Genomic DNA, 18,063 nt, shown 5'->3' with positions numbered 1-18,063 from the left:
GGCGGCGCAGCTGCGGCCTGTGCTGCCATCTGAGGGGCTGAATTTCGCGCTGACGGACGAGTTGGACGGCGATCCCGGCTGGCTGGGGCAGGACCGGGCGGTGGATGCGATCCGGATGGGCGCGCTGGCCGCTCATGAGGACTTCAATGTCTTTGTTCTGGGCCAGCCCGGCAGCGGCCGCCATGCGTTGGCCCAGTCGATCCTGGCCGAGGTCGCGCAGGACCGGCCGGTGGCCTGCGACTGGGTTTATGTCAACAACTTCGAGGTGCCGCACAAGCCGGTGGCGATCCGGCTGCCTGCCGGGTCCGCCTGCCGTCTGCGCAAGATGATGGAAACGCTGGTGGACGACCTGGCCAGCCAGATCCCGGCGCTGTTTGAATCGGAGGATTACCAGACCCGGCGCCGCACCATCGAGGAGGATTTCTCGGCCGCGCATGAAAGCGAGATGGCCGAGGTGTTTGAGGACGCCCGCACGGCGGGGGTTGCCATTATGCGCACGCCGGTCGGCTTCAGCTTTGCGGGCCTGCGCGACGCCAAGGTGCTGACCCAGGAGCAGTTCGACGCGCTTGGCGAAGAGGAGCGCGCGGCGCTGGAGGCGGCGATCGAGCGTATTCAGCAGCGGATGTCGGAGGCGCTGCAGGCGGTGCCGAAGCGCGAGAGAGAGCACCGACGGCAGGTGGAGCAGCTGAATTACCAGCTGGCCTCGCGCGGGGTCGATGAGGCGATCCGCGAGGTGCAGGAGGGGTTTGCCGGGGAGGCGGCGGTGGCGCGCTACCTGGAGGCGGTGCGCCGCGATCTGATCGAGAATGCCGAGCTGTTCCTGATCGGGGAGGGCGAGGAGGAGGCCGGGCCGTTTCCGGTCGCCACCAGCAAGCGGTTCGAGTTGCCGCAGTTCCAGCGCTACCGGGTCAACGTGATGGTTGCCAACGGCAGCAGCGGCGCCGGGGCGCCGGTGGTCAAGGAAGAACTGCCGACGCTGGCCAATCTGATCGGGCGGATCGAATACGCCGCTGAAATGGGGGCGCTGGTCACCAATTTCACGATGATCCGGCCGGGCGCCCTGCACCGGGCCAATGGCGGCTATCTGGTGCTGGATGCGCGCCAGGTGCTGAGCGAGCCGCTGGCCTGGGATGCGCTGAAGCGCTGCCTGCGGACCGGGGAGATCCCGATCTATTCGCCCGGCGAGCGGCTGAGCCTGGTGTCCACGGTGTCGCTGGAGCCGGACCCGGTGCCCTTGAGCGTGCGGGTAGTGCTGATCGGCGAGCGGATGCATTACTACCTGTTGTCGGCGCTGGACCCGGATTTCCTGCAGCTGTTCAAGCTGGAGGCGGATTTCGACGATGACCTGCGGCTGCAGGAGGGGGCGTCGGCGGGCGGCTATGCGCAGATGATCGCCGGGCTGGCGCGGCGTGCGGGCGCCCGGGCGCTGGACCGGGCGGCGGTGGAGCGGATGCTGCTGGAGAGCTTGCGGATGGCCGGCGATGCGGAGCGGCTGACCTTGAACTTCAGCCGTCTGTCGGACCTGCTGCGGGAGGCGGATTTCCGGGCCGGGCGCGCGGGCGCCGCCCATATCGGCGCCGCCCATATCGAGACCGCGGCGGCGGAGAAGGAGCGCCGGGCGGGGCGGGTGCGGGAGCTGGGCCTGGAGACGATCCGGCAGGGGACGGTGCTGATCGATACCGAGGGCGCGCGCATTGGCCAGATCAACGCCCTGACGGTGCTGCAGATCGGCGATTACAGTTTTGGCCGGCCGTCGCGGCTGACGGCGCGCACCCGGCCGGGCAGCGGCAAGCTGGTGGACATCGAACGCGAAACTGAACTGGGCGGGCCGGTCCATTCCAAGGGGATGCTGATCCTGCAGGGCTACCTTGCGGCCGCCTATGCCACCAGCGCGCCGCTGTCCTTGTGGGCCAGCCTGGTGTTCGAGCAGAGCTATGGCGGGGTGGAGGGCGACAGCGCCTCGGCGGCGGAGCTGATCGCGCTGCTGTCGTCGCTGGCGGAGGTGCCCTTGGACCAGTCCTTTGCGATCACCGGCTCGGTCAACCAGTTCGGCGACATCCAGGCGATCGGCGGGGTGAACCAGAAGATCGAGGGCTTCTTTGACGTCTGCGCCGGCCGCGGCCTGACCGGGCGCCAGGGGGTGCTGATCCCGGCCGCCAACCTGCGCCACCTGAACCTGCGCCAGCGGGTGGTGGACGCGGTGGCGGCGGGGCGGTTCCATGTCTGCCCGATGCGCACGGTCAGCGATGGCATCGAAGTGCTGACGGGGCGGGAGGCCGGGGTGCGCGGCAGCAGCGGGCTGTTCCCGGAGGGCAGCCTGAACCGGCTGGTGGAGGACCGGCTGCAGGGCTTTGCCGACATCCGCCGGTCCTTTGGCAAAGAGGGAGGCGGCCATGCAGCGTGAGACGGGCAGGGCAGGGGGCGCGGGGCGCGCCCGGGTGATCCTGGGCGCCAGCTGCTATCCGGATGCGGAGGCGGCGCTGGTGCTGGCGATGGAGTTGGCGCGGCAGCTGGGAGCGGAGCTGCAGGCGGTGTTTGTCCGCGAAACCGCGGTCCTGGCGGCGGGCTATGCCCATTCAAGGGTGGTGTCCTATTCGGGGCAGCGGGAGACCGGGCTGACCGGGGCGGCCCTGGCCAAGGCCTTCCAGGCGGATGCGCGGCGGTTCAAGGGGCTGCTGTCGGCGCGGGCGGCGGCGGCGGCGCTGCAGAGCTCTTTCCAGGAGGCGGAGGGCCATGTTCAGGAAGAGCTGCGCCGGGTCTCGCAGGCCGGCGACATCCTGGTCCTCGGGTTCAAGCCGATCCTGCGGTCGGCGGGCTGCATTGCGGTGATCCTGGCGGAAGGCCAGGGGGTGCCGGACTATGCGCTGCGGCTGGCGCGCAAGACCGGCAAGCCGCTGGTGGCGCTGGTGGCCTGCGCCGCGGGGGCGGAGCCGCCGCCTGCGGGGCAGTGGGAGGGCGGTGTGGAGACCCGGTTCTGCGCCCTGCCGGAGGCGCTGCTGCGGCAGCTGGAGCAGATGAACCCGGCCGCGGTGATCGTTGCGGCGCCGCTTGCGGACCTGCCGCCCGCGGCCCGCCTCCAGGACGCTGCGCGCTGCCCGCTGATCCTCCAGACCGGCGGCTGAAGCCGCGGCGCCTTCAGCGGAGATCCGCCGGGCGCGGGGCCTGCTGCGGAAATCAAGTCCCGGGTTTGATTTTCATTAAGGCGGACGGGCCGCGGGGATGGCAGACTCGCGCTGAGAGGAAACCCGCTGTAAGGAGGTGCAAGAGATGGCTGGGAAAGCAACAGACAGGACCCCGGGGCTGTTTGCGGAGGCGCTGAAGCCGTTGCAGAGCGCCATGCTGTTCAACCCGGTGTTCCGGCCGCAGGTCGAGCAGTTCTGGGATGTTCAGGAGAAGCTGCTGGATGAAGCGGAGGAATTCACCCGCCACTGGTTCCAGCGGCGGCACGAGGCGGCGCGCACGGCGCTGGATGCGGCCCGGACCGCGGTGTCGGGCGACCTGATCGGGCCAACCGGGGCGATCGAGGCCTTTTCCGAGTGGCAGCGCCATTCGGCGGAGCGCATCGCCGAAGACGGCCGGGAGTGGCTGGGCATGATGTCGCGCTGCGCCAGCTATGCCAGCGAGACCGAAGCCGAGGCGGTGGAGGAAGCCGCCGGCGAAGCGGTGAAGATCACCCGGAAAGCCGTGAAACCGGCAGAATCCGAACCGGTCTGAGCCCGCGCGAGATGGTCTGAGCCGGGCAGGGCGCCCGGCTGCGGCCCTGCTGCAGCTGTGGTCAGCCGGACATCAGCACCGGGATCCGGGCCTCGTGCAGGATGTGTTCGGAGGCATCGCCGAAGATCAGCCGGTGCAGCCGGGAATGGCCGTAGCCGCCCATGATCAGCAGGTCGCATTGCTGGCTGGCCGCCTCCATCAGCAGGCGGGTGCCGGCCGGGTGTTCGCCGTCCTGGATCTGGCGCACCTCCGCCGCCACCCCGTGGCGCGACAGCAGGCGGGCGATCTCGTGCCCCTCGGTGGAGAAATCCGCGGCCTGCTGCGGCGGCTCCTCGATGGTGACGATCTCTGCAAATGCGGCGGTTTGCAGGAACGGCAGCCCGTCGTGCAGGGCGCGGGCGGCCTCGCGGCTGGGTTTCCAGGCGGCAAGAACGCGGGTGCCGACGGGTTTTTCGCCCCAGTCGTCCGGCAGCAGCAGCAGCGGGCGGCCGCTGTGCACCACCAGGTCCTTCTGGAAGCCGCGCTGGTCGAAGCGTTCGCGCTGCGGGTCCGGAAACAGCGCCACCGTCAGGTCGGAGCGGGTGGCGGATTCCCGCAGCTCATCCGCGGCCTCCGGCGAGCGGGCGGCCTGCGAGCGCCATTCCGCGGTGCAGCCGGCCCGGCCCGTTGCCGCCCGGAACAGCTGTTCGATCTTCTGGTCCTCCTCGCGCACCCGGCTGCTGAAATCCCCGATGGTGATCTCGTCGGCGGCGATGGCGATGCCGGAGTAGGGCACGAAGGCCTCGCGCGTGTGCAGGCCGGTCAGATGGGCGCCGAACCGCTGCGCCAGGCCGCAGGCCGCGGGCAGCAGGTGCGCGGCGGCAAACTCCGATGTCAGGCAGGCAAGAATGGTCTTGTAGCTCATGGCGGGTCTCCTCCCCGGATGCCGTTCATTTATAGCAGATTCCGCTGCGGCCGGGTTTGATACCCGTCAAGGGCCGCTGCGGGGCGGCGTCGGCGGGGCGTTGATGCCGGTTAATGCGGCAGCGGCGGCGCTGTCGGAGGCTGGAAGGGTAGCGACTCAGCCGAATTCGGAGGAAGCTGAGAGAAGCCCTTGGCGCAATCAGCCGGCAGGCGGCAAGGCAGGTTCAGGCCGGGGGCGGTCCAGAAAGGAAAGGCCCATGCTTGTACAAGAGATCATGACCGTGCCTGCGCGCTGCGCCAGCCCGCAGGACAGCGCCGCCAGCGCGGTGGAGCTGATGCACAGCCTTGGCATCGGCGTGCTGCCGGTTGTCGAGGAGGAGCGGGTTGTCGGCATTCTCACCGACCGGGATCTGGTGCTGGCGCTGGCCGGGCAGGAGCGCGGGCTGGAGGAATTGCCGATTGCTGCCGTCATGACCCCCGGCGCGGTCTGCTGCCGGGCGGAGGACACCATCGAGGCCGCGGCGGCGCTGATGGGGGACCACCAGGTGCGCCGCCTGCCGGTGCTGGATGACGCGGGGCACGTGGCAGGTCTGCTGTCGGTCACCGACATTGCGGTGCATGCGTCGGAGCAGCTTGCCGGGGAGGCGCTGGGAGAGATTGCCGAGTACCGCTAGCGGCGGGGATCGTCAATCCGCTGCCGGGGTGATCTCGGCAGCGAGGCGCTCCGGCTCGGCGCCGGCAACCTCGGCCAAGGCGCTGAGGTCGTTGATCCGGATGTCCATGTGATCAGCGGTTTCCACCAGGCCGTTTCTGACAAAACGGCGCAGGGTACGGCAGACGTGCACCGCGGTGAGGCCGGTGAAATCGCCGATATGGCGCTGGGTCAGGGGCAGATGGAAGGCGCAGTTTTCCGACAGGCCCAGCGGTTTCAGCCGAAGGCATAGCTCTATCAGCGCATAGGCGATCCGGCTTTCGGCGCTGCCGCGGCCCAGCCGCAGCATCCGCTCTGACAGGCGGCTGCGTTCGGCGGCCTGGACGTGCTCATGGGCCCGCGCCAGTTGCGGAGAGGCTGCCAGCATGCTGTGCCAGGCGGGCAGGGGGATCACACAGACCTTTGCATCCGTCACCGCCTCGATGCTGAGCCCGGCGGTCTTGCCGTCGGCGGAGGTCGGATCGGCAACATCCCCCGGCAGCAGGAAGTCGATCAGCTGCACCTCGCCGCTGAGAGAGGATTTCGAGGTGGCAAGCCAGCCTTCGGCGACGACGATGATCTTGCCGCTGTCATCGCCGTCATGCAGCAGGATCCTGTTGGCCGGGACGCTTTGGAGGGCCGTGCGGAAGCTGTGCAGCGCCGGCTCGCCGGCACCGAACTCCATGGCGCCGATGCGCAGGCTGGCGGGGCCGGCTGGCTGGCTGGGGACCGGGGTTTGCTGCGTCATCGGAACGTTTCCTGTCAGGCATGGCCGCACGGAGCGCAGGGCCGGGTCCCGTGCTGAACAAGTACCGCTGCCATGGCAGTCCGGCCTTGCAGTCCGGCATGGCGCTGCGGGGTCACGATACCGGCACGGCGCGATTCTGTCGATCCGCCGGGCGGGCCGGATCCGGTAGCGCGCGGCTAGGCCGGCATCGGCGCAAGTTCCGTTGCAAGCGCCTGCAGCAGGCTGCTGACCGCCGCCCGGGCCTGATCCTGGGATTTCTTGCCGCGCAGCTTGCGGGCCAGCGCGGAGCCGCGGGCGGCGGCGTCCTGGGCCAGCAGCAGCAGGGCGATTTCGCGCAGCTGGTGCATCGCCAGATCGCCGTCGTCCTGGCCCAGCTGCGCCGCCAGCGCGGCCGGGGGCGGGCATTCGGCCAGCAGATGCTTGAGGGCGGGTCCGTGTTTGGACGCCTCGGCGCGGGCAATGCAGAGATCCGTCATCTCTGCCATTGCGGAGTGGAACGCCGCCAGCGGAAGCCGGGCGGCCTGGCTGGAGTAGCCCGCCTGCCGCACCACATGCAGGTCCGGCTGCGCCGGGTCAAAGGACAGCGTCAGCCCGTCGATTGCCACATCGGACGCGGCCGGCTCCCCGAAGCGCTTGCGCAGGCTGAGCGCCTCGGCAAACAGCACCAGCTGCAGAAGGCCGGCCTGCGGCAAGTCGCAGGAAATCCGCTGGATGCCGCTGCGGCCGGCGTGCTTGTAGTTCAGCGCGAGCCGGGCACCGCCGTCTTCCCGCGCCTCCATCAAAAAAATCTTTGCAGGCATGGCGCGAGTTACAGGCAAAGCGGCCGGGCCCGCAAGCGCGGCCTGCGGCGCGGGGCCGGGCTGGGCGGCATTGCGCCCAAGGGCGGCGGCGTCAGCGCCCGGCCAGCCAGTTGAACACCAGCCTGGCCCTGTCGGATGTCTGATTGTGCAGCTTGACGTAGAAATCCAGGGGCGCTTCGACGGTCTGCGGCAGCAGCTTGACCAGCTTGCCCGCGTCGACCAGGTCCACTGTCAGCCCCTCCCAGCCCAGCACCGCGCCCATGTCGTCCTGGGCGGCCTGCAGGGCAATGACATAGTTGTTGACCCGGTGGGCGGATTTCAGCGGTCCGGAGTATCCCAGCGCCCGCGCCCAGGCGTGCCAGTCGGTCCAGCCGGTGTCGATGGCCTCCAGATGGATGAGGGGAACCGAAGCGAGGTCGGCGACGCTGCGGATCCGGTGCCGGGCGGCAAACCGCGGGCTGCCGAGCGCCATGATCCGGTCGTGGAACAGCGCCCGGCATTCACCGCTGTCGCGGGACATGTCGCCGTAATGCAGGCTGAGGTCGCAGCCGCCGGCGTCCTTGCCGGTGTCGCTGACGATCTGGGCCACCGAGATATGCTCGTAGCTGCGCCAGAAATGCGCCAGCCGCGGGGTCAGCCACAGGGAGCTGACCGCCGTGGTCGAGCGGATCGTCACCGAGCTGCGGCCGTGCTGCGCCCTAAGCTGTTCGAACGCGTCGCTGATCCCTTCGAAGCCGCGCTGGATCGCCACAAGCAGATAGGCGCCGCTTTCGGTCAGCTCGACGCCGCGGTGGAAGCGGTGGAACAGGCTGCAGCCCAGCTCGCGCTCCAGTGCCTTGATCTGGTGGCTGACCGCAGCCGGGGTCACGTTCAGCTCCGCCGCGGCCTGTTTGAAGCTGGTGTTGCGGGCGGCGGCCTCGAAGCTGGCCAGAGAGCTCATCCGGGGCAGGTCGTAGGGGCGGCTGGGCAAAGTGGTTTGATCCTTTGGTCGGGGAATCCGCAGGCAATACCGAGGTTTTCCGGGGCTTGGGTTAATTCAGCTAAGCCAGGATGAGAATTTTTGCAATTGCCGGATGCGGCGGGGGCGCCAGAATGCAGCCAGATTCACAGCAGGCGCCGCATGCGGGTCCCCGGGCCGGAATGCCCTGCCGCCGCCGCCTGCCAGCCCGCAAGAAGGAGTTGCGTTATGAAGTCACATGCCAAGGTGGTTGTCGTTGGCGGCGGCTGTGTCGGGGCCTCGATCCTCTATGGCCTGACCCAGCACGGCTGCAGCGATGCGGTGATGCTGGAGCGCACCACGCTGACCTCGGGCTCCACCTGGCACGCGGCGGGCCTCTTGGTGACCTTCGTGCGCTCGCACAACATCTCCAAGATGACGATGGAAACCATCCGCATCTACGGCGAGGTGGAGAAGAAGCTGGGCACCTCTGTCGGGCTGCGCCAGGTCGGCCAGCTGCGGGTGGCCAACAGCCAGAAGCGTTGGGACGAGTTCCAGTCCTATATTTCCATCGCCGAGGCCGCGGGCGTGCCCTGCCGCCTGGTGACGCCGGAGGAGATCAAGGAGATCCACCCGCTGCTGGCGCAGAGCGAGAACATCCGCGGCGGCATCCTGCATGACCAGGACGGCTATGTGAACCCGGCCGACATCACCATGGGGCTGGCCAAGCTGGCCCGCGACCAGGGCGCGACCGTCTATCAGAACACCGAGGCGCAGGGGTATGAGAAGCTGGACAACGGCCACTGGAAGGTGACCACCAGCAAGGGAGAGATCACCTGCGAGCATCTGATCTTTGCCACCGGCAACTATGCCCGCGAGAACGCCCGCCGGGTGGGGCTGGACCTGCCCTGCATCCCGATCGTGCACCAGTACTGGACCACCGAAACCGTGCCGCTGCTAAAAGAGCGCCGCGCCGCGGGTCTGCCGGAGTTCCCGATCCTGCGCGACGAGGATTACGGCGCCTACCTGCGCGAGGATGTGGGCGGCTTCCAGTTCGGCCCCTATGAGTTCGAAAAGGACCTGAAGCTGTTTGCCGAAGACCGGGTTCCGCCCGATTTCGGCGCCGACCTGCTGCCGGAGGATTTCGAGGCGGTGGAAACCCAGTGGGAGCGGGCGCTGGAGCGGGTGCCTGCCCTGGGCGAGGTGGGCATCAAGGCCAACACCCGCGGGCCGTTCCAGATGACCCCGGACGAGCTGCCGCTGTGCGGTCCGGCGCCGGGGCATGAAAACCTATGGCTGGCCGAGGGCGTGCCCGGCGGCATCCTGTGGGGCGGCACCATGGGCGAGCGGCTGGCGCGCTGGATCGTTGACGGCCACCCGGGCATCGACATGTCCGAGATCGACCCGCGCCGCTTCGGCGACTATGCCGCCAAACGCTGGACCATGGACAAGGTGCGCGAGACCTGGGGCACCCATATGAACGCCCATGTCCCGGGCGAGGATTTTCCCGGCGCCCGGCCGATGAAGACGATGCCCTCATATGACCTGCTGACAGCGCAGGGCGCGGTCTGGACCACCTTCAACGGCTATGAATTCCCGCGCTGGTTTGCCAGATCGCCGGAAGAGGCGGTCCCCGAGCACAGCTTCCGCCGCACCAGCCATATGGAGCTGGTGCAGGAAGAGGTGCGCGTCACCCGCGAGGAGGCGGGCTTCATCGAGATGTCGCCGATGACCAAGTTCACCGTGCGCGGCCCGGGGGCGGCCAAATGGCTGGACGGGTTCATGGCCAACAAGCTGCCAAAGGTTGGGCGGATGACGCTGGCGGTGGCGCTGAACCCGCAGGGCGGCATGGAGGGCGAATACACCATCGTCCGCCATGGCGAGAACGACTTCTACCTGGTCTCCACCCCGAACGGGCAGGTCTACAACGGGGACTACCTGTCGCGCCTCATGCCGGATGACGGTTCGGTCGTGATGGAGGATATCTCGGAACAGCTGGGGGTGATTGCGCTGGCAGGGCCGAAATCGCGCGAGATCCTGCAGAAGCTGACCGACAATGATCTGTCGAACGAGGCTTTCCCCTGGCTGACGGCGCAGATGGGCGAGGTGGGCTATGCCAAGGGCGTCCGCCTGCTGCGCGTGAGCTACACCGGCGAGCTGGGCTGGGAGCTGCATCATCCGGCCGGCTACAACCGGCATCTGGTTGATCTGCTGCTGAAAGCGGGCGTCAAACCCTTTGGCCTGGAGGCGCTGGAATCGATGCGGCTGGAGAAGTCCTACCGCGCGATCAACCGCGAGATCTGCAAGGACATGACGCCGTTCGAGGCCGGGCTGGACCGCTTCGTGGCGCTGGAGGGGCGGCAGTTCATCGGCCGCGAGGCGCTGCTGCGGCAGAAGGAGGCGGGCGGCTACCGCACGCTGGTCACCCTGAAGCTGCCGTTCTGCGACACCTCGGTGCTGGCGGATGAGGGCGTCTACAAGGACGGGACGCTTATCGGCCGCGTCACTTCGGGCGGGTTCTCCTACTACTGCAACCACGACATTGCGATGGCGCTGGTGCCGCAGGAGTTCACCGCTGAGGGCACATCCCTGCAGGTGATGGTCCACAACGAGATGCGCGAGGCCGAGGTGATCGGCATCTGCGCCGTCGACCCAACCAGCGCACGCGCCCGGGCCTGATCCCGGCACCTGAAGGAGCTGAACATGACGGAACTGAAAACACGGGCGCCGCGCGGCGCCCGGGGCGGCCGTGCTGCGCGCGTCCAGGCCCGCACCAACCCGCCGCCAGTCTACCTGCCTGCGCTGAACCGCCAGGTCGGACCGATTGATCTGCTGGGTCCGGAAGGGGTGGAGAAGATCCACAATGCGGCGATGACGATCCTGGAGACCACGGGCATCGTGTTCCGCGATCCGGTGGCGCTGGCGGACTGGAAACGGGCCGGTGCCGATGTGCGGGGCGAACGGGTCCGCATCGGCCGCGACATGCTGATGGAACTGATTTCCTCGGTGCCGTCGGAATGGGGGTATGCCGCCCGCAACCCGGAGCGCTCGCTGCGGGTGGGCAACCGGCACTCGGTCTTTGCCAATGCCTATGGCGCGCCTTTTGTCTATGACCTGGAGGGCAGGCGGCGGCCGTCGGCGCTGGAGGATGCGCATAACTTCTTCAAGATGAGCCAGATGAGCCAGTCGATGATGGTGCCGGGCATCCTGCCGGTGGAGCCGCAGGACGTGCCGGTGCCGCTGCGCCATCTGGAGCTGGTGCATGCGGCGCTGACGCTGACCGACAAGCCGATCAAGGGCGCGGTGCAGTCGGAGCAGGCGGCGCATGACACGGTGGAGATGGTGCGCATCGTCTTTGGCGAGGAGTTCGTGGACAGCAATGTTGTTCTGGCCGCGCTTTTGAACTGCAACACACCGCTGGTCTGGGATGAAACCATGCTGCAGTCCTTGCGGGTCTATGCGGCTGCCAACCAGCCCTGCCTGCTGTCGCCCTTTGTGCTGGCGGGCGCCTCGGCCCCGGCCAGCCCGCAGGGCGGCGTGGCGCTGCTGATTGCTGAAAGCCTGGCGGGCATGGCCTACAGCCAGATCATCCGCCGCGGCGCGCCGATGGTGCTGGGAGTGGCGATCATGGGGGTGTCGATGAAGACCGGAGCGCCGATGATGGGCTCGCCCGAGCCGGGGCTGATGAACCTGCTGGTGGGGCAGATGGCGCGGTTCTACGGCGTGCCCTGGCGCACCTGCACCATGTGGACCGGGTCGAAGTCGCCGGACATGCAGGCCGGGTTCGACACCGCCAACACCATGTGGCCGGTGCTTCTGGGCGGTGCCAACTATATCGTGCACTCGGCCGGCTTCCTGGAGGGCGCGCTGGGGGTCTCTTATGCGAAATGGGTGCAGGACACGCTGCAGCTGGAGAACTTCCACCGCTTCTTCAGCGGCCTGCGGGAAGAGAACCTGGATGCGCTGCTGGGCGACATCGAGGCGATCGGCCCCGGCGGCCATTTCCTGGGCACCGATCATACCCGCGAGAACCCGATGCACATGAACCCGCTGCAGAACAACGACAGTTTCGAGCAATGGGAGGCGGAAGGCGCCAAGACCGCGGAGATCACCGGCCGCGAGGCGGCGCGGCGGATGCTGGAGAGCTATGTGCAGCCGCCGATGCCGGACGATCAGCGCGGCGCGCTGGACGAATTTGTTGCCAAGAAACGCGCATTGTACCAAGCCTGACACTGCGGGCGCCAAGGCGCCCCTTTGACCCGGCACAAGGACAGGATTTGACCCCATGACCACAGCTTCGACAAAAACGCTCTCACTCGCCGAAGTGCGGGCATTGGCCAAATCCGTCCTTGTGTCCGCGGGCATGGATGCGGCGGGCAGCGATCTGATCGCGGAGATCGTCACCTGCTCGGAACGCGACGGCCCGCGCAGCCACGGGCTGCGAATGCTGCCGGTCTATGCGCAGAGCTTCACCTCCGGCTATGCCAATGGCGCCGCCGTCCCGAAGATCGAGAAGATCGCGCCGGGCGTGCTGCGCGGCGATGGCGGCAACGGCTATTACCAGATTGCCGCCGCCGCGGCGCGGCAGGAGCTGATCGCGCTGGCGCGGGAGAACGGCATTGCCGCCTTTACCTGCGCCAACTGCCACCACTTGGGAGGCTTGCGGTTTGACACCGAGCCGCTGGCCGAGGCCGGGCTGGTGGCGCTGGCGGTGATCAACTCTTTGTCGATGGTGGTGCCGCAGGGCGGCGTGCGCCCGGTGTTCGGCACCAACCCGATGTCCTTTGCCTGCCCGCGCGAGGGCGCAGCGCCGGTGGTCTGGGACCAGGCGGCCTCGATGGTGGCGCTGATGGATATCCGCATGGCCGCCGCCGAGGGCCACGAACTGCCGCGGCCTGCCGGGCTGGATCCGGCGGGCAACCCCAGCACCGACCCCAATGCGATCCTGGAAACCCGCAGCCTGCTGCCGTTCGGCGAGCACAAGGGCGCGGCGATTGCCTTCATGATCGAGGTGCTGGGCGCGGCCCTGGCCGGCGGCACGCTGTCGGTCGACAACCAGGAGCGGGAATCCTTCGGCGCGCTCAACATCAAGGGCGGCGCCACCCTGATCGCGATTGACCCGGAGCGGTTCGGCAATGCGGCATTCGGCGATTATATCACCCGCATCTGCGCCGAGATCGAGGGCAACGGCGTAGCCCGGGTGCCGGGCGACGGGCGGTTGAAGAAACGCGCGGCGGCAGAGGCGGACGGGGTTGCGGTCGGCACCGAGCTGCTGGCGCAGCTTGACGCTTTGGCAAGTCCCGCATGAAACGGGTGGTGATTGCCGGCGGCGGTGTGGCCGGCATCTCCTGCGCGCTGGCGCTGCAGGCGGACGGGCACGGCGTCACGGTGCTGGAGCCCGGCCCCGTTGGCGAGGGCGCAAGCTGGGCGTCCTGCGGCTGCATCGCGGTGGGGGAGATCGTGCCGCTGTCGCAGCCGGGCATGCTGATGAAGGTGCCGGGCTGGCTGCTGGACCCGGAGGCGCCGCTGTCGCTGCGCCCGGCCAGCGCGCCGGGGCTGCTGCCCTGGTTCGCCCGCTTTGCCGCCAACTCGCTGCCGTCGCGGATGCGGGCGATTGCTGCCGACCTGGCCCGGCTGACCTTTGCCGCCACCGCCGACGTCAAGGCGCAGCTGGCGGATGCCGGCGTCCCGGAGCTGCTGGTGGAGCGGCCGGTGATCAAGCTGTTCGATGACGCGCGCGACAAGGCGACCATGGGCGCGGCCTTTGGCCTGGCGCGGGAGCTGGGCTGCACCATCGACGAGATCAGCGGCCGGGAGGCGCAGGAGATGGAGCCCGCCATCGCCGGTGATTTCAAATATGCCGCGGTGCTGCGGGACTGGAGCTTTGTGACCGATCCCAAGCGGCTGGTGGAAAGGCTGATGCAGGTGTTTGCGCAGCGCGGCGGCACGGTGCTGCCGCTGGCCTGCGAAGGGTTTGAGCGCGACGGCGCGCGGGTCACCGCGGTCCGGTCGGCGGACGGGCGGCTGTTGCCCGCCGACGAGGTGGTGATTGCGGCAGGCACCCGGTCCAGGGGCCTGGCCCGGCAGCTGGGTATCCGGCTGCAGCTGGAAGGCCTGATCGGCTATTCGACCGGCCTGCAGGATGCGGGGGTGGATCTGAAACACACGGTGTTCTACCCAGCGGGCGGGTTCGGCATCACGCCCTATGAGAAAGAGCTGGCGGTGGCCGGCACGGTGGAGTTTGCGGGCCTGTCCGCCGCGCCCGACTGGCGCCGGGCGGATGTGCTGGTCAGCCGCGCGCACAGGGTGCTGCCGGGGCTGCAGGCGGAAAAACGTGTCCGGCGCATGGGCCGCCGCCCGTTCACCCCCGACACCCGCCCGGTCATCGGAAGGACCGGCAGGCTGGCCAACGTGTCATTTGCCACCGGCCACGGCCAGCTGGGGCTGACGCTGGCCGCCACCACCGGTCGGCTGGTGGCGGATGCCATTGCCGGGCGGCCGCAGGACGCCGGCCTCAGCGTGTTCGGGCCGGACCGGTTCGGAGGTGCGTGAGAGGCGACCCTTGCCACAAAGGCGGCCAGGGTAATTCTGAACGCCGCACCCGGCGGGGAGCGGGTGCGGCGTCTTCAGGTCATCGTTTGCCTGCCACGATCCGGTCGAGGATCAGGGCGCAGAACAGGATTGCGAGACCTGCCAGGATGCCTTGGCCGGCGGCGGCATATTGCAGCGCTTCCAGCACGTCCTCGCCCAGCCCCTTGGCGCCGATCAGCGAGGCCACGACAACCATTGCCAGCGACAAGAGGATGGTCTGGTTGACGCCGGCCATGATCGTCTTGCGCGCCAGCGGCAGATCCACCCGCCACAAGAGGTAACGCGGGGTGGCGCCGAAAGCGAGCGCGGCCTCGCGCACGGTTTCCGGCACCTGCTGCAGGCCCAGGACGGTGAAGCGGATCACCGGCGGGCTGCCGAAGATCATGGTGGCGACCACGCCCGCGGGCTTGCCGGAGCCGATGAAGGCGACCACCGGGATCAGGTAGACGAAGGAGGGCATCGACTGCATGAAGTCCAAGACCGGGCGCACCACCGCAAACACCTTGGGGCGGCGGGCGCAGTAGATGCCGAGCGGAATGCCCAGGGTGATCGAGATCAGCGCTGCGGCGCCCAGGAGGGCAATGGTGGTCATCGCCTTTTCCCAGAAGTCCAAGAGGCCGAGATAGGCCAGCGCTGCGCCGGTGAAGATCGCCACCCTTGCGCCTGCCGACAGGTAGGCCAGCATCACAATGACCAGCGCCACCACCGGCCAGGGGGTATCGACCAGCACCACTTCGATCCAGTCCAGAAGCGTGCGCATGCCGGCGGTCAGCCCGTCGAAGAAGCCGCGCCCGGAGGTCTTGGTCCAGTCGAACGCCGCCTGCACCCCGTCGCCGACGTTCAGCCGCCAGTCGCGGTTGGTGGGGAAGGCGTTCAGCAGCGAGAAGGCATCGGGCATCGCGAATTTCAGCGCCGAAAGCACAACCACGGCGGCGGCCAGCACGGAGGAGACGATCAGCCGCGGCAGTGACCAGCCGCTGGCGACGCGGCGGTCGGAGCGCCAGCGGGCAAACTGCCCCTCCAGCGTCCAGTTCGCCAGCGACGCCGCCAGGAACTTGACCGCCAGCAACAGCGCCGCGCCGGCGATCAGGTAGATGGTGCCGCTGGCATTGGCCGCTGCCGCGGCCTGCTGTGCGCCGGCCAGCGCCGCCTCCAGCGACTCTGCCGCGCGTTTCAGGGACTCGAGCGAGGACGCGCCCGAGGCCTCGGCTGCAGCGATTTGCTGGTGCCGGAGATCCAGTGTCTGGGCGATCTGCTCCGCGCGCAGGCGGGAGTCCCGGCCGAGGTCGCCGAACAGCCCCATCGCGATCTGGATATAGGCCAGCGTTTCCAGCAGCAGGAAGCCCAGGAACCAGGACCACAGGCCCCGGGCGCCGAACCAGACTGGCCCCAGCAGCGCAGCGGCGCGGTTCAGGGTGAAGCGGTAACCGGGCGCCTCCATCATGTAGGAGAAAACGCGCTGGTAGTAGGCCTGCGACTGACCGGTGAATTCCGCCACCAGCGCATTCAGGCGTCCGGCGGTCTCCGGTTTGATCTGTGATTGGTCGATGTGTTGCATCACCCTTCTCCTTAGGCCTGGCTGTCCTGAATGGCGCGGATCAGGCCCGCGCGGTTGATCACCCCGACGGTGGCACCATCATCTGCCACCTTGACGATGCCGTGGCCGTCCACCGCCAGCTCCATCAGGTCGCTGAGGTCCATGTCGGGCCGCGCCTCCCTGGCGTCGGCGGGCAGGGCGCCGTGGGTGGCTTCGAACTCGGCCACCGGTTTCATCACCGAATGGGCGAAAATCATGTTGAGCTTGGAGATGCCGGCCACGAAATCCGCCACGTAGTCATCCGCCGGGTTGAGGATGATTTCTTCCGGCGTGCCGATCTGCACGATGCGGCCGTCCTTCATGATGGCGATGCGGTGGCCGATGCGGATCGCCTCGTCCAGGTCATGGGTGATGAACATGGTGGTCTTGCCCAGCTTGCGGGAAAGCTCCATGAACTGGTCCTGCAGCTGCTTGCGGATCAGCGGGTCCAGCGCTGAAAACGGCTCGTCCATCAGCAGGATCTCGGGGTCGGAGGCGATGGCGCGGGCCAGCCCGACGCGCTGCTGCATGCCGCCCGACAGCTCATGGGCGTATTTGTCCTCCCAGCCCGAAAGCTCCACCAGTTCCAGCACCCGGTCGGCTTCCTCCCAGCGGCGGGCCTTGCCGGTGCCGCGGATTTCCAGCGGCATCGCCACGTTGTCGCGCACCGTGCGGTGCGGCATCAGGCCAAAGTTCTGGAACACCATCGCAACCCGGCGGTTGCGCAGGTCGCGCAGGCCTTCGGCGTTCAGCCCCATCACATCGTCGCCGTTGATGTAGATATGGCCGTCGGTCGGCTCCAAAAGCCGGTTCACGTGGCGCACCAGCGTCGATTTGCCGGAGCCCGACAGGCCCATCACGCAGAACAGCTCGCCGCGTTCGATCTGGAAGCTGGCGTCCGCCACCCCGACCACGCAGTTGAACCGCTCCAGCACCTGCGGCTTGGTCAGCCCTTCGGCGTGAATGGCCTTCAGCGCCTCGGTGGAGCGTGCGCCGAAGATCTTCCAGACGCCGCGTGCGTCGATTGCAATGTCCTTTTCCATCCGGACCCCCGTCTAACTTAAGGAAGGTGCCCCTGCGGCAGGCCGCCGCCGGGGCGCGCGTGTGGGAGGGCGCGTTATTTCAGGCCAAGCCAGGTATCGACGGTATCGCCATTGTCGGCGATCCAGCTGGCCACGACGGCGTCGATTTCATTGCCCTTGACCACCACCTCGTAGGTGAGTTCGGACAGGGCGTCGGCGCTCATGTCGATGCTGGACAGGAAGGAGGCGGCGGCAGGGTTGCGGTCCTTCAGGGAGCTGGAATAGGCCACGGTCACGGTCTTGACCGGCTCGCCGGTGGAGATGTGCGAGTTGTTGTACCAATCGGCATCCTGATCCGGCTGCACCATCTTGTAGGTGGCTGCGTCATGCTCCGGCTCTTCCAGGATGGTCACGTCATAGAGCGCGTGCACATAGTGCGGCGCGTAGCAGTAGAAGGCGGCGCCTTTCTCCTGGTCGACCAGATCCTTGAGGCGGGAGTAGAACACGGTTTCGTCTTCGGTGGTCGGGGTCAGGAAGGTTTCGATGCCGTAGTCGCGCACTCGCACCTTGAAGGTGTTGGTCGAGGCCCAGCCGGAGGCGCCGACCCAGACCTCGCCCATGCCGTCGCCGTCGCTGTCAAACAGCGCCTGGGCTTCGGGGGTGGCGAGGTCGAAGATCGACTTGATGCCGTGTTTTTCAACCATGTAGTTGGGCACGCAGATGCCTGCGCGGCCTTCGTAGCTGCCGGAGGACAGCGCCACGGTGCCTTTCTGGCCGACATATTCGTCGGTGAAGGAGGCCTGGTTCGGCAGCCAGACATCCGGGTGCACGTCGATGTCGCCGCGGCCGCCGTCCATCGAGGCGAAGATCACCGCGTTGGCGCCGGGGGCATAGCCGGCCTCGCTGCCGAGGCGGGTTTCGATCACCTGGCCGATGATCCGGCTCATGATCTTGGCGCCGGGCCAGCTGGGCTCGCCCACCATCACTTTTTCCTGTGCGGTGGCTGCGGTGGCACCGAGGGCGGCAACGGCAGTGGCGAAGGCAAAATGTTTCATCGTTTTTCTCTCCTGTTGGTGTGTGG

The 18,063-nt window shown here is 68.1% G+C and carries 15 protein-coding genes; 8 read left to right on the top strand and 7 right to left on the bottom strand.

Features of this window, described 5'->3' with window-relative positions:
* The 3 genes from LHL23_RS14565 to LHL23_RS14555 form a co-directional block, all read left to right on the top strand.
* Window positions 1-2,404, top strand: a 2,404-nt coding sequence (locus tag LHL23_RS14565; RefSeq protein WP_226430414.1) for a Lon protease family protein, incomplete at its 5' end; no start/stop codon positions are given.
* Window positions 2,394-3,122 (top strand): hypothetical protein, encoded by a 729-nt coding sequence (locus tag LHL23_RS14560; protein WP_226430413.1) that lies wholly within the window; start codon window positions 2,394-2,396, stop codon window positions 3,120-3,122. The genes LHL23_RS14565 and LHL23_RS14560, both read left to right, overlap by 11 nt.
* A gap of 145 nt (window positions 3,123-3,267) precedes the next feature.
* The gene (locus tag LHL23_RS14555; RefSeq protein WP_226430412.1) at window positions 3,268-3,714 is read left to right on the top strand and encodes a hypothetical protein; all 447 of its coding nucleotides are present in this window, start codon (window positions 3,268-3,270) and stop codon (window positions 3,712-3,714) included.
* A gap of 61 nt (window positions 3,715-3,775) precedes the next feature.
* Here the strand turns inward: LHL23_RS14555 and LHL23_RS14550 are convergent, their stop codons facing one another.
* Window positions 3,776-4,618, bottom strand: a complete 843-nt coding sequence (locus tag LHL23_RS14550) for a universal stress protein (protein ID WP_226430411.1) — start codon at window positions 4,616-4,618, stop codon at window positions 3,776-3,778.
* A 256-nt stretch (window positions 4,619-4,874) separates the two neighbouring features.
* Here LHL23_RS14550 and LHL23_RS14545 point away from each other — a divergent pair, with 256 nt between their 5' ends.
* Window positions 4,875-5,291: a CBS domain-containing protein gene (locus LHL23_RS14545; RefSeq protein ID WP_226430410.1), complete on the top strand. Its 417-nt coding sequence runs from the start codon at window positions 4,875-4,877 to the stop codon at window positions 5,289-5,291.
* Window positions 5,292-5,303: 12 nt separating this feature from the next.
* On the opposite strand, the gene LHL23_RS14540 is transcribed toward LHL23_RS14545, so the two are convergent.
* From LHL23_RS14540 to LHL23_RS14530, 3 genes are all read right to left on the bottom strand, one after another.
* Complete coding sequence (locus LHL23_RS14540) at window positions 5,304-6,056, bottom strand: Crp/Fnr family transcriptional regulator (protein ID WP_222481891.1); 753 nt, start codon at window positions 6,054-6,056, stop codon at window positions 5,304-5,306.
* Between the two features lie 176 nt (window positions 6,057-6,232).
* A complete protein-coding gene (locus LHL23_RS14535; RefSeq protein WP_226430409.1) occupies window positions 6,233-6,856 on the bottom strand; it encodes a hypothetical protein in 624 nt (207 codons plus the stop codon).
* A gap of 91 nt (window positions 6,857-6,947) precedes the next feature.
* Window positions 6,948-7,796 carry a LysR family transcriptional regulator gene (locus LHL23_RS14530; protein ID WP_226430408.1) on the bottom strand — a complete coding sequence of 283 codons (849 nt, stop codon included), beginning with the start codon at window positions 7,794-7,796 and terminating at the stop codon, window positions 6,948-6,950.
* Between the two features lie 246 nt (window positions 7,797-8,042).
* Between LHL23_RS14530 and LHL23_RS14525 the strand changes: the two genes are divergently transcribed.
* From LHL23_RS14525 to LHL23_RS14510, 4 genes are read left to right on the top strand one after another with little or no spacing between them, the layout of a single operon-like run.
* Window positions 8,043-10,472, top strand: a complete 2,430-nt coding sequence (locus LHL23_RS14525; protein WP_226430407.1) for a GcvT family protein — start codon at window positions 8,043-8,045, stop codon at window positions 10,470-10,472.
* 24 nt (window positions 10,473-10,496) lie between these two features.
* Window positions 10,497-12,023, top strand: a complete 1,527-nt coding sequence (locus tag LHL23_RS14520; protein ID WP_226430406.1) for a trimethylamine methyltransferase family protein — start codon at window positions 10,497-10,499, stop codon at window positions 12,021-12,023.
* 55 nt (window positions 12,024-12,078) lie between these two features.
* Window positions 12,079-13,101: an Ldh family oxidoreductase gene (locus LHL23_RS14515; protein ID WP_226430405.1), complete on the top strand. Its 1,023-nt coding sequence runs from the start codon at window positions 12,079-12,081 to the stop codon at window positions 13,099-13,101.
* Window positions 13,098-14,345, top strand: a complete 1,248-nt coding sequence (locus LHL23_RS14510; protein ID WP_226430404.1) for an NAD(P)/FAD-dependent oxidoreductase — start codon at window positions 13,098-13,100, stop codon at window positions 14,343-14,345. Before LHL23_RS14515 ends, LHL23_RS14510 begins: the two co-directional genes overlap by 4 nt.
* A gap of 79 nt (window positions 14,346-14,424) precedes the next feature.
* Here LHL23_RS14510 and LHL23_RS14505 read toward each other — a convergent pair whose 3' ends face one another.
* From LHL23_RS14505 to LHL23_RS14495, 3 genes are all read right to left on the bottom strand, one after another.
* Entirely contained in the window at window positions 14,425-15,942 is a 1,518-nt protein-coding gene (locus LHL23_RS14505; protein WP_226430403.1) for an ABC transporter permease, read from the bottom strand.
* 11 nt (window positions 15,943-15,953) lie between these two features.
* Window positions 15,954-17,003: a quaternary amine ABC transporter ATP-binding protein gene (locus LHL23_RS14500; protein ID WP_226430402.1), complete on the bottom strand. Its 1,050-nt coding sequence runs from the start codon at window positions 17,001-17,003 to the stop codon at window positions 15,954-15,956.
* 74 nt (window positions 17,004-17,077) lie between these two features.
* Window positions 17,078-18,037, bottom strand: coding sequence for an ABC transporter substrate-binding protein (locus LHL23_RS14495; protein ID WP_226430401.1), 960 nt, complete (start codon window positions 18,035-18,037; stop codon window positions 17,078-17,080).
* Window positions 18,038-18,063 lie beyond the last annotated feature (26 nt).

The organism is Leisingera sp. McT4-56 (assembly GCF_020514995.1).
In the GTDB taxonomy this organism is placed as follows: domain Bacteria; phylum Pseudomonadota; class Alphaproteobacteria; order Rhodobacterales; family Rhodobacteraceae; genus Leisingera; species Leisingera aquaemixtae_A.
This window is presented reverse-complemented; position numbering and strand designations above follow the sequence as displayed.

Coding starts and splice junctions, on each gene's coding strand:
- LHL23_RS14500 (WP_226430402.1), bottom strand. CDS start 17,003: ATGGAAAAGGACATTGCAATCGACGCACGCGGCGTCTGGAAGATCTTC.
- LHL23_RS14515 (WP_226430405.1), top strand. CDS start 12,079: ATGACCACAGCTTCGACAAAAACGCTCTCACTCGCCGAAGTGCGGGCA.
- LHL23_RS14540 (WP_222481891.1), bottom strand. CDS start 6,056: ATGACGCAGCAAACCCCGGTCCCCAGCCAGCCAGCCGGCCCCGCCAGC.
- LHL23_RS14535 (WP_226430409.1), bottom strand. CDS start 6,856: ATGCCTGCAAAGATTTTTTTGATGGAGGCGCGGGAAGACGGCGGTGCC.
- LHL23_RS14510 (WP_226430404.1), top strand. CDS start 13,098: ATGAAACGGGTGGTGATTGCCGGCGGCGGTGTGGCCGGCATCTCCTGC.
- LHL23_RS14555 (WP_226430412.1), top strand. CDS start 3,268: ATGGCTGGGAAAGCAACAGACAGGACCCCGGGGCTGTTTGCGGAGGCG.
- LHL23_RS14505 (WP_226430403.1), bottom strand. CDS start 15,942: ATGCAACACATCGACCAATCACAGATCAAACCGGAGACCGCCGGACGC.
- LHL23_RS14495 (WP_226430401.1), bottom strand. CDS start 18,037: ATGAAACATTTTGCCTTCGCCACTGCCGTTGCCGCCCTCGGTGCCACC.
- LHL23_RS14550 (WP_226430411.1), bottom strand. CDS start 4,618: ATGAGCTACAAGACCATTCTTGCCTGCCTGACATCGGAGTTTGCCGCC.
- LHL23_RS14560 (WP_226430413.1), top strand. CDS start 2,394: ATGCAGCGTGAGACGGGCAGGGCAGGGGGCGCGGGGCGCGCCCGGGTG.
- LHL23_RS14545 (WP_226430410.1), top strand. CDS start 4,875: ATGCTTGTACAAGAGATCATGACCGTGCCTGCGCGCTGCGCCAGCCCG.
- LHL23_RS14530 (WP_226430408.1), bottom strand. CDS start 7,796: ATGAGCTCTCTGGCCAGCTTCGAGGCCGCCGCCCGCAACACCAGCTTC.
- LHL23_RS14520 (WP_226430406.1), top strand. CDS start 10,497: ATGACGGAACTGAAAACACGGGCGCCGCGCGGCGCCCGGGGCGGCCGT.
- LHL23_RS14525 (WP_226430407.1), top strand. CDS start 8,043: ATGAAGTCACATGCCAAGGTGGTTGTCGTTGGCGGCGGCTGTGTCGGG.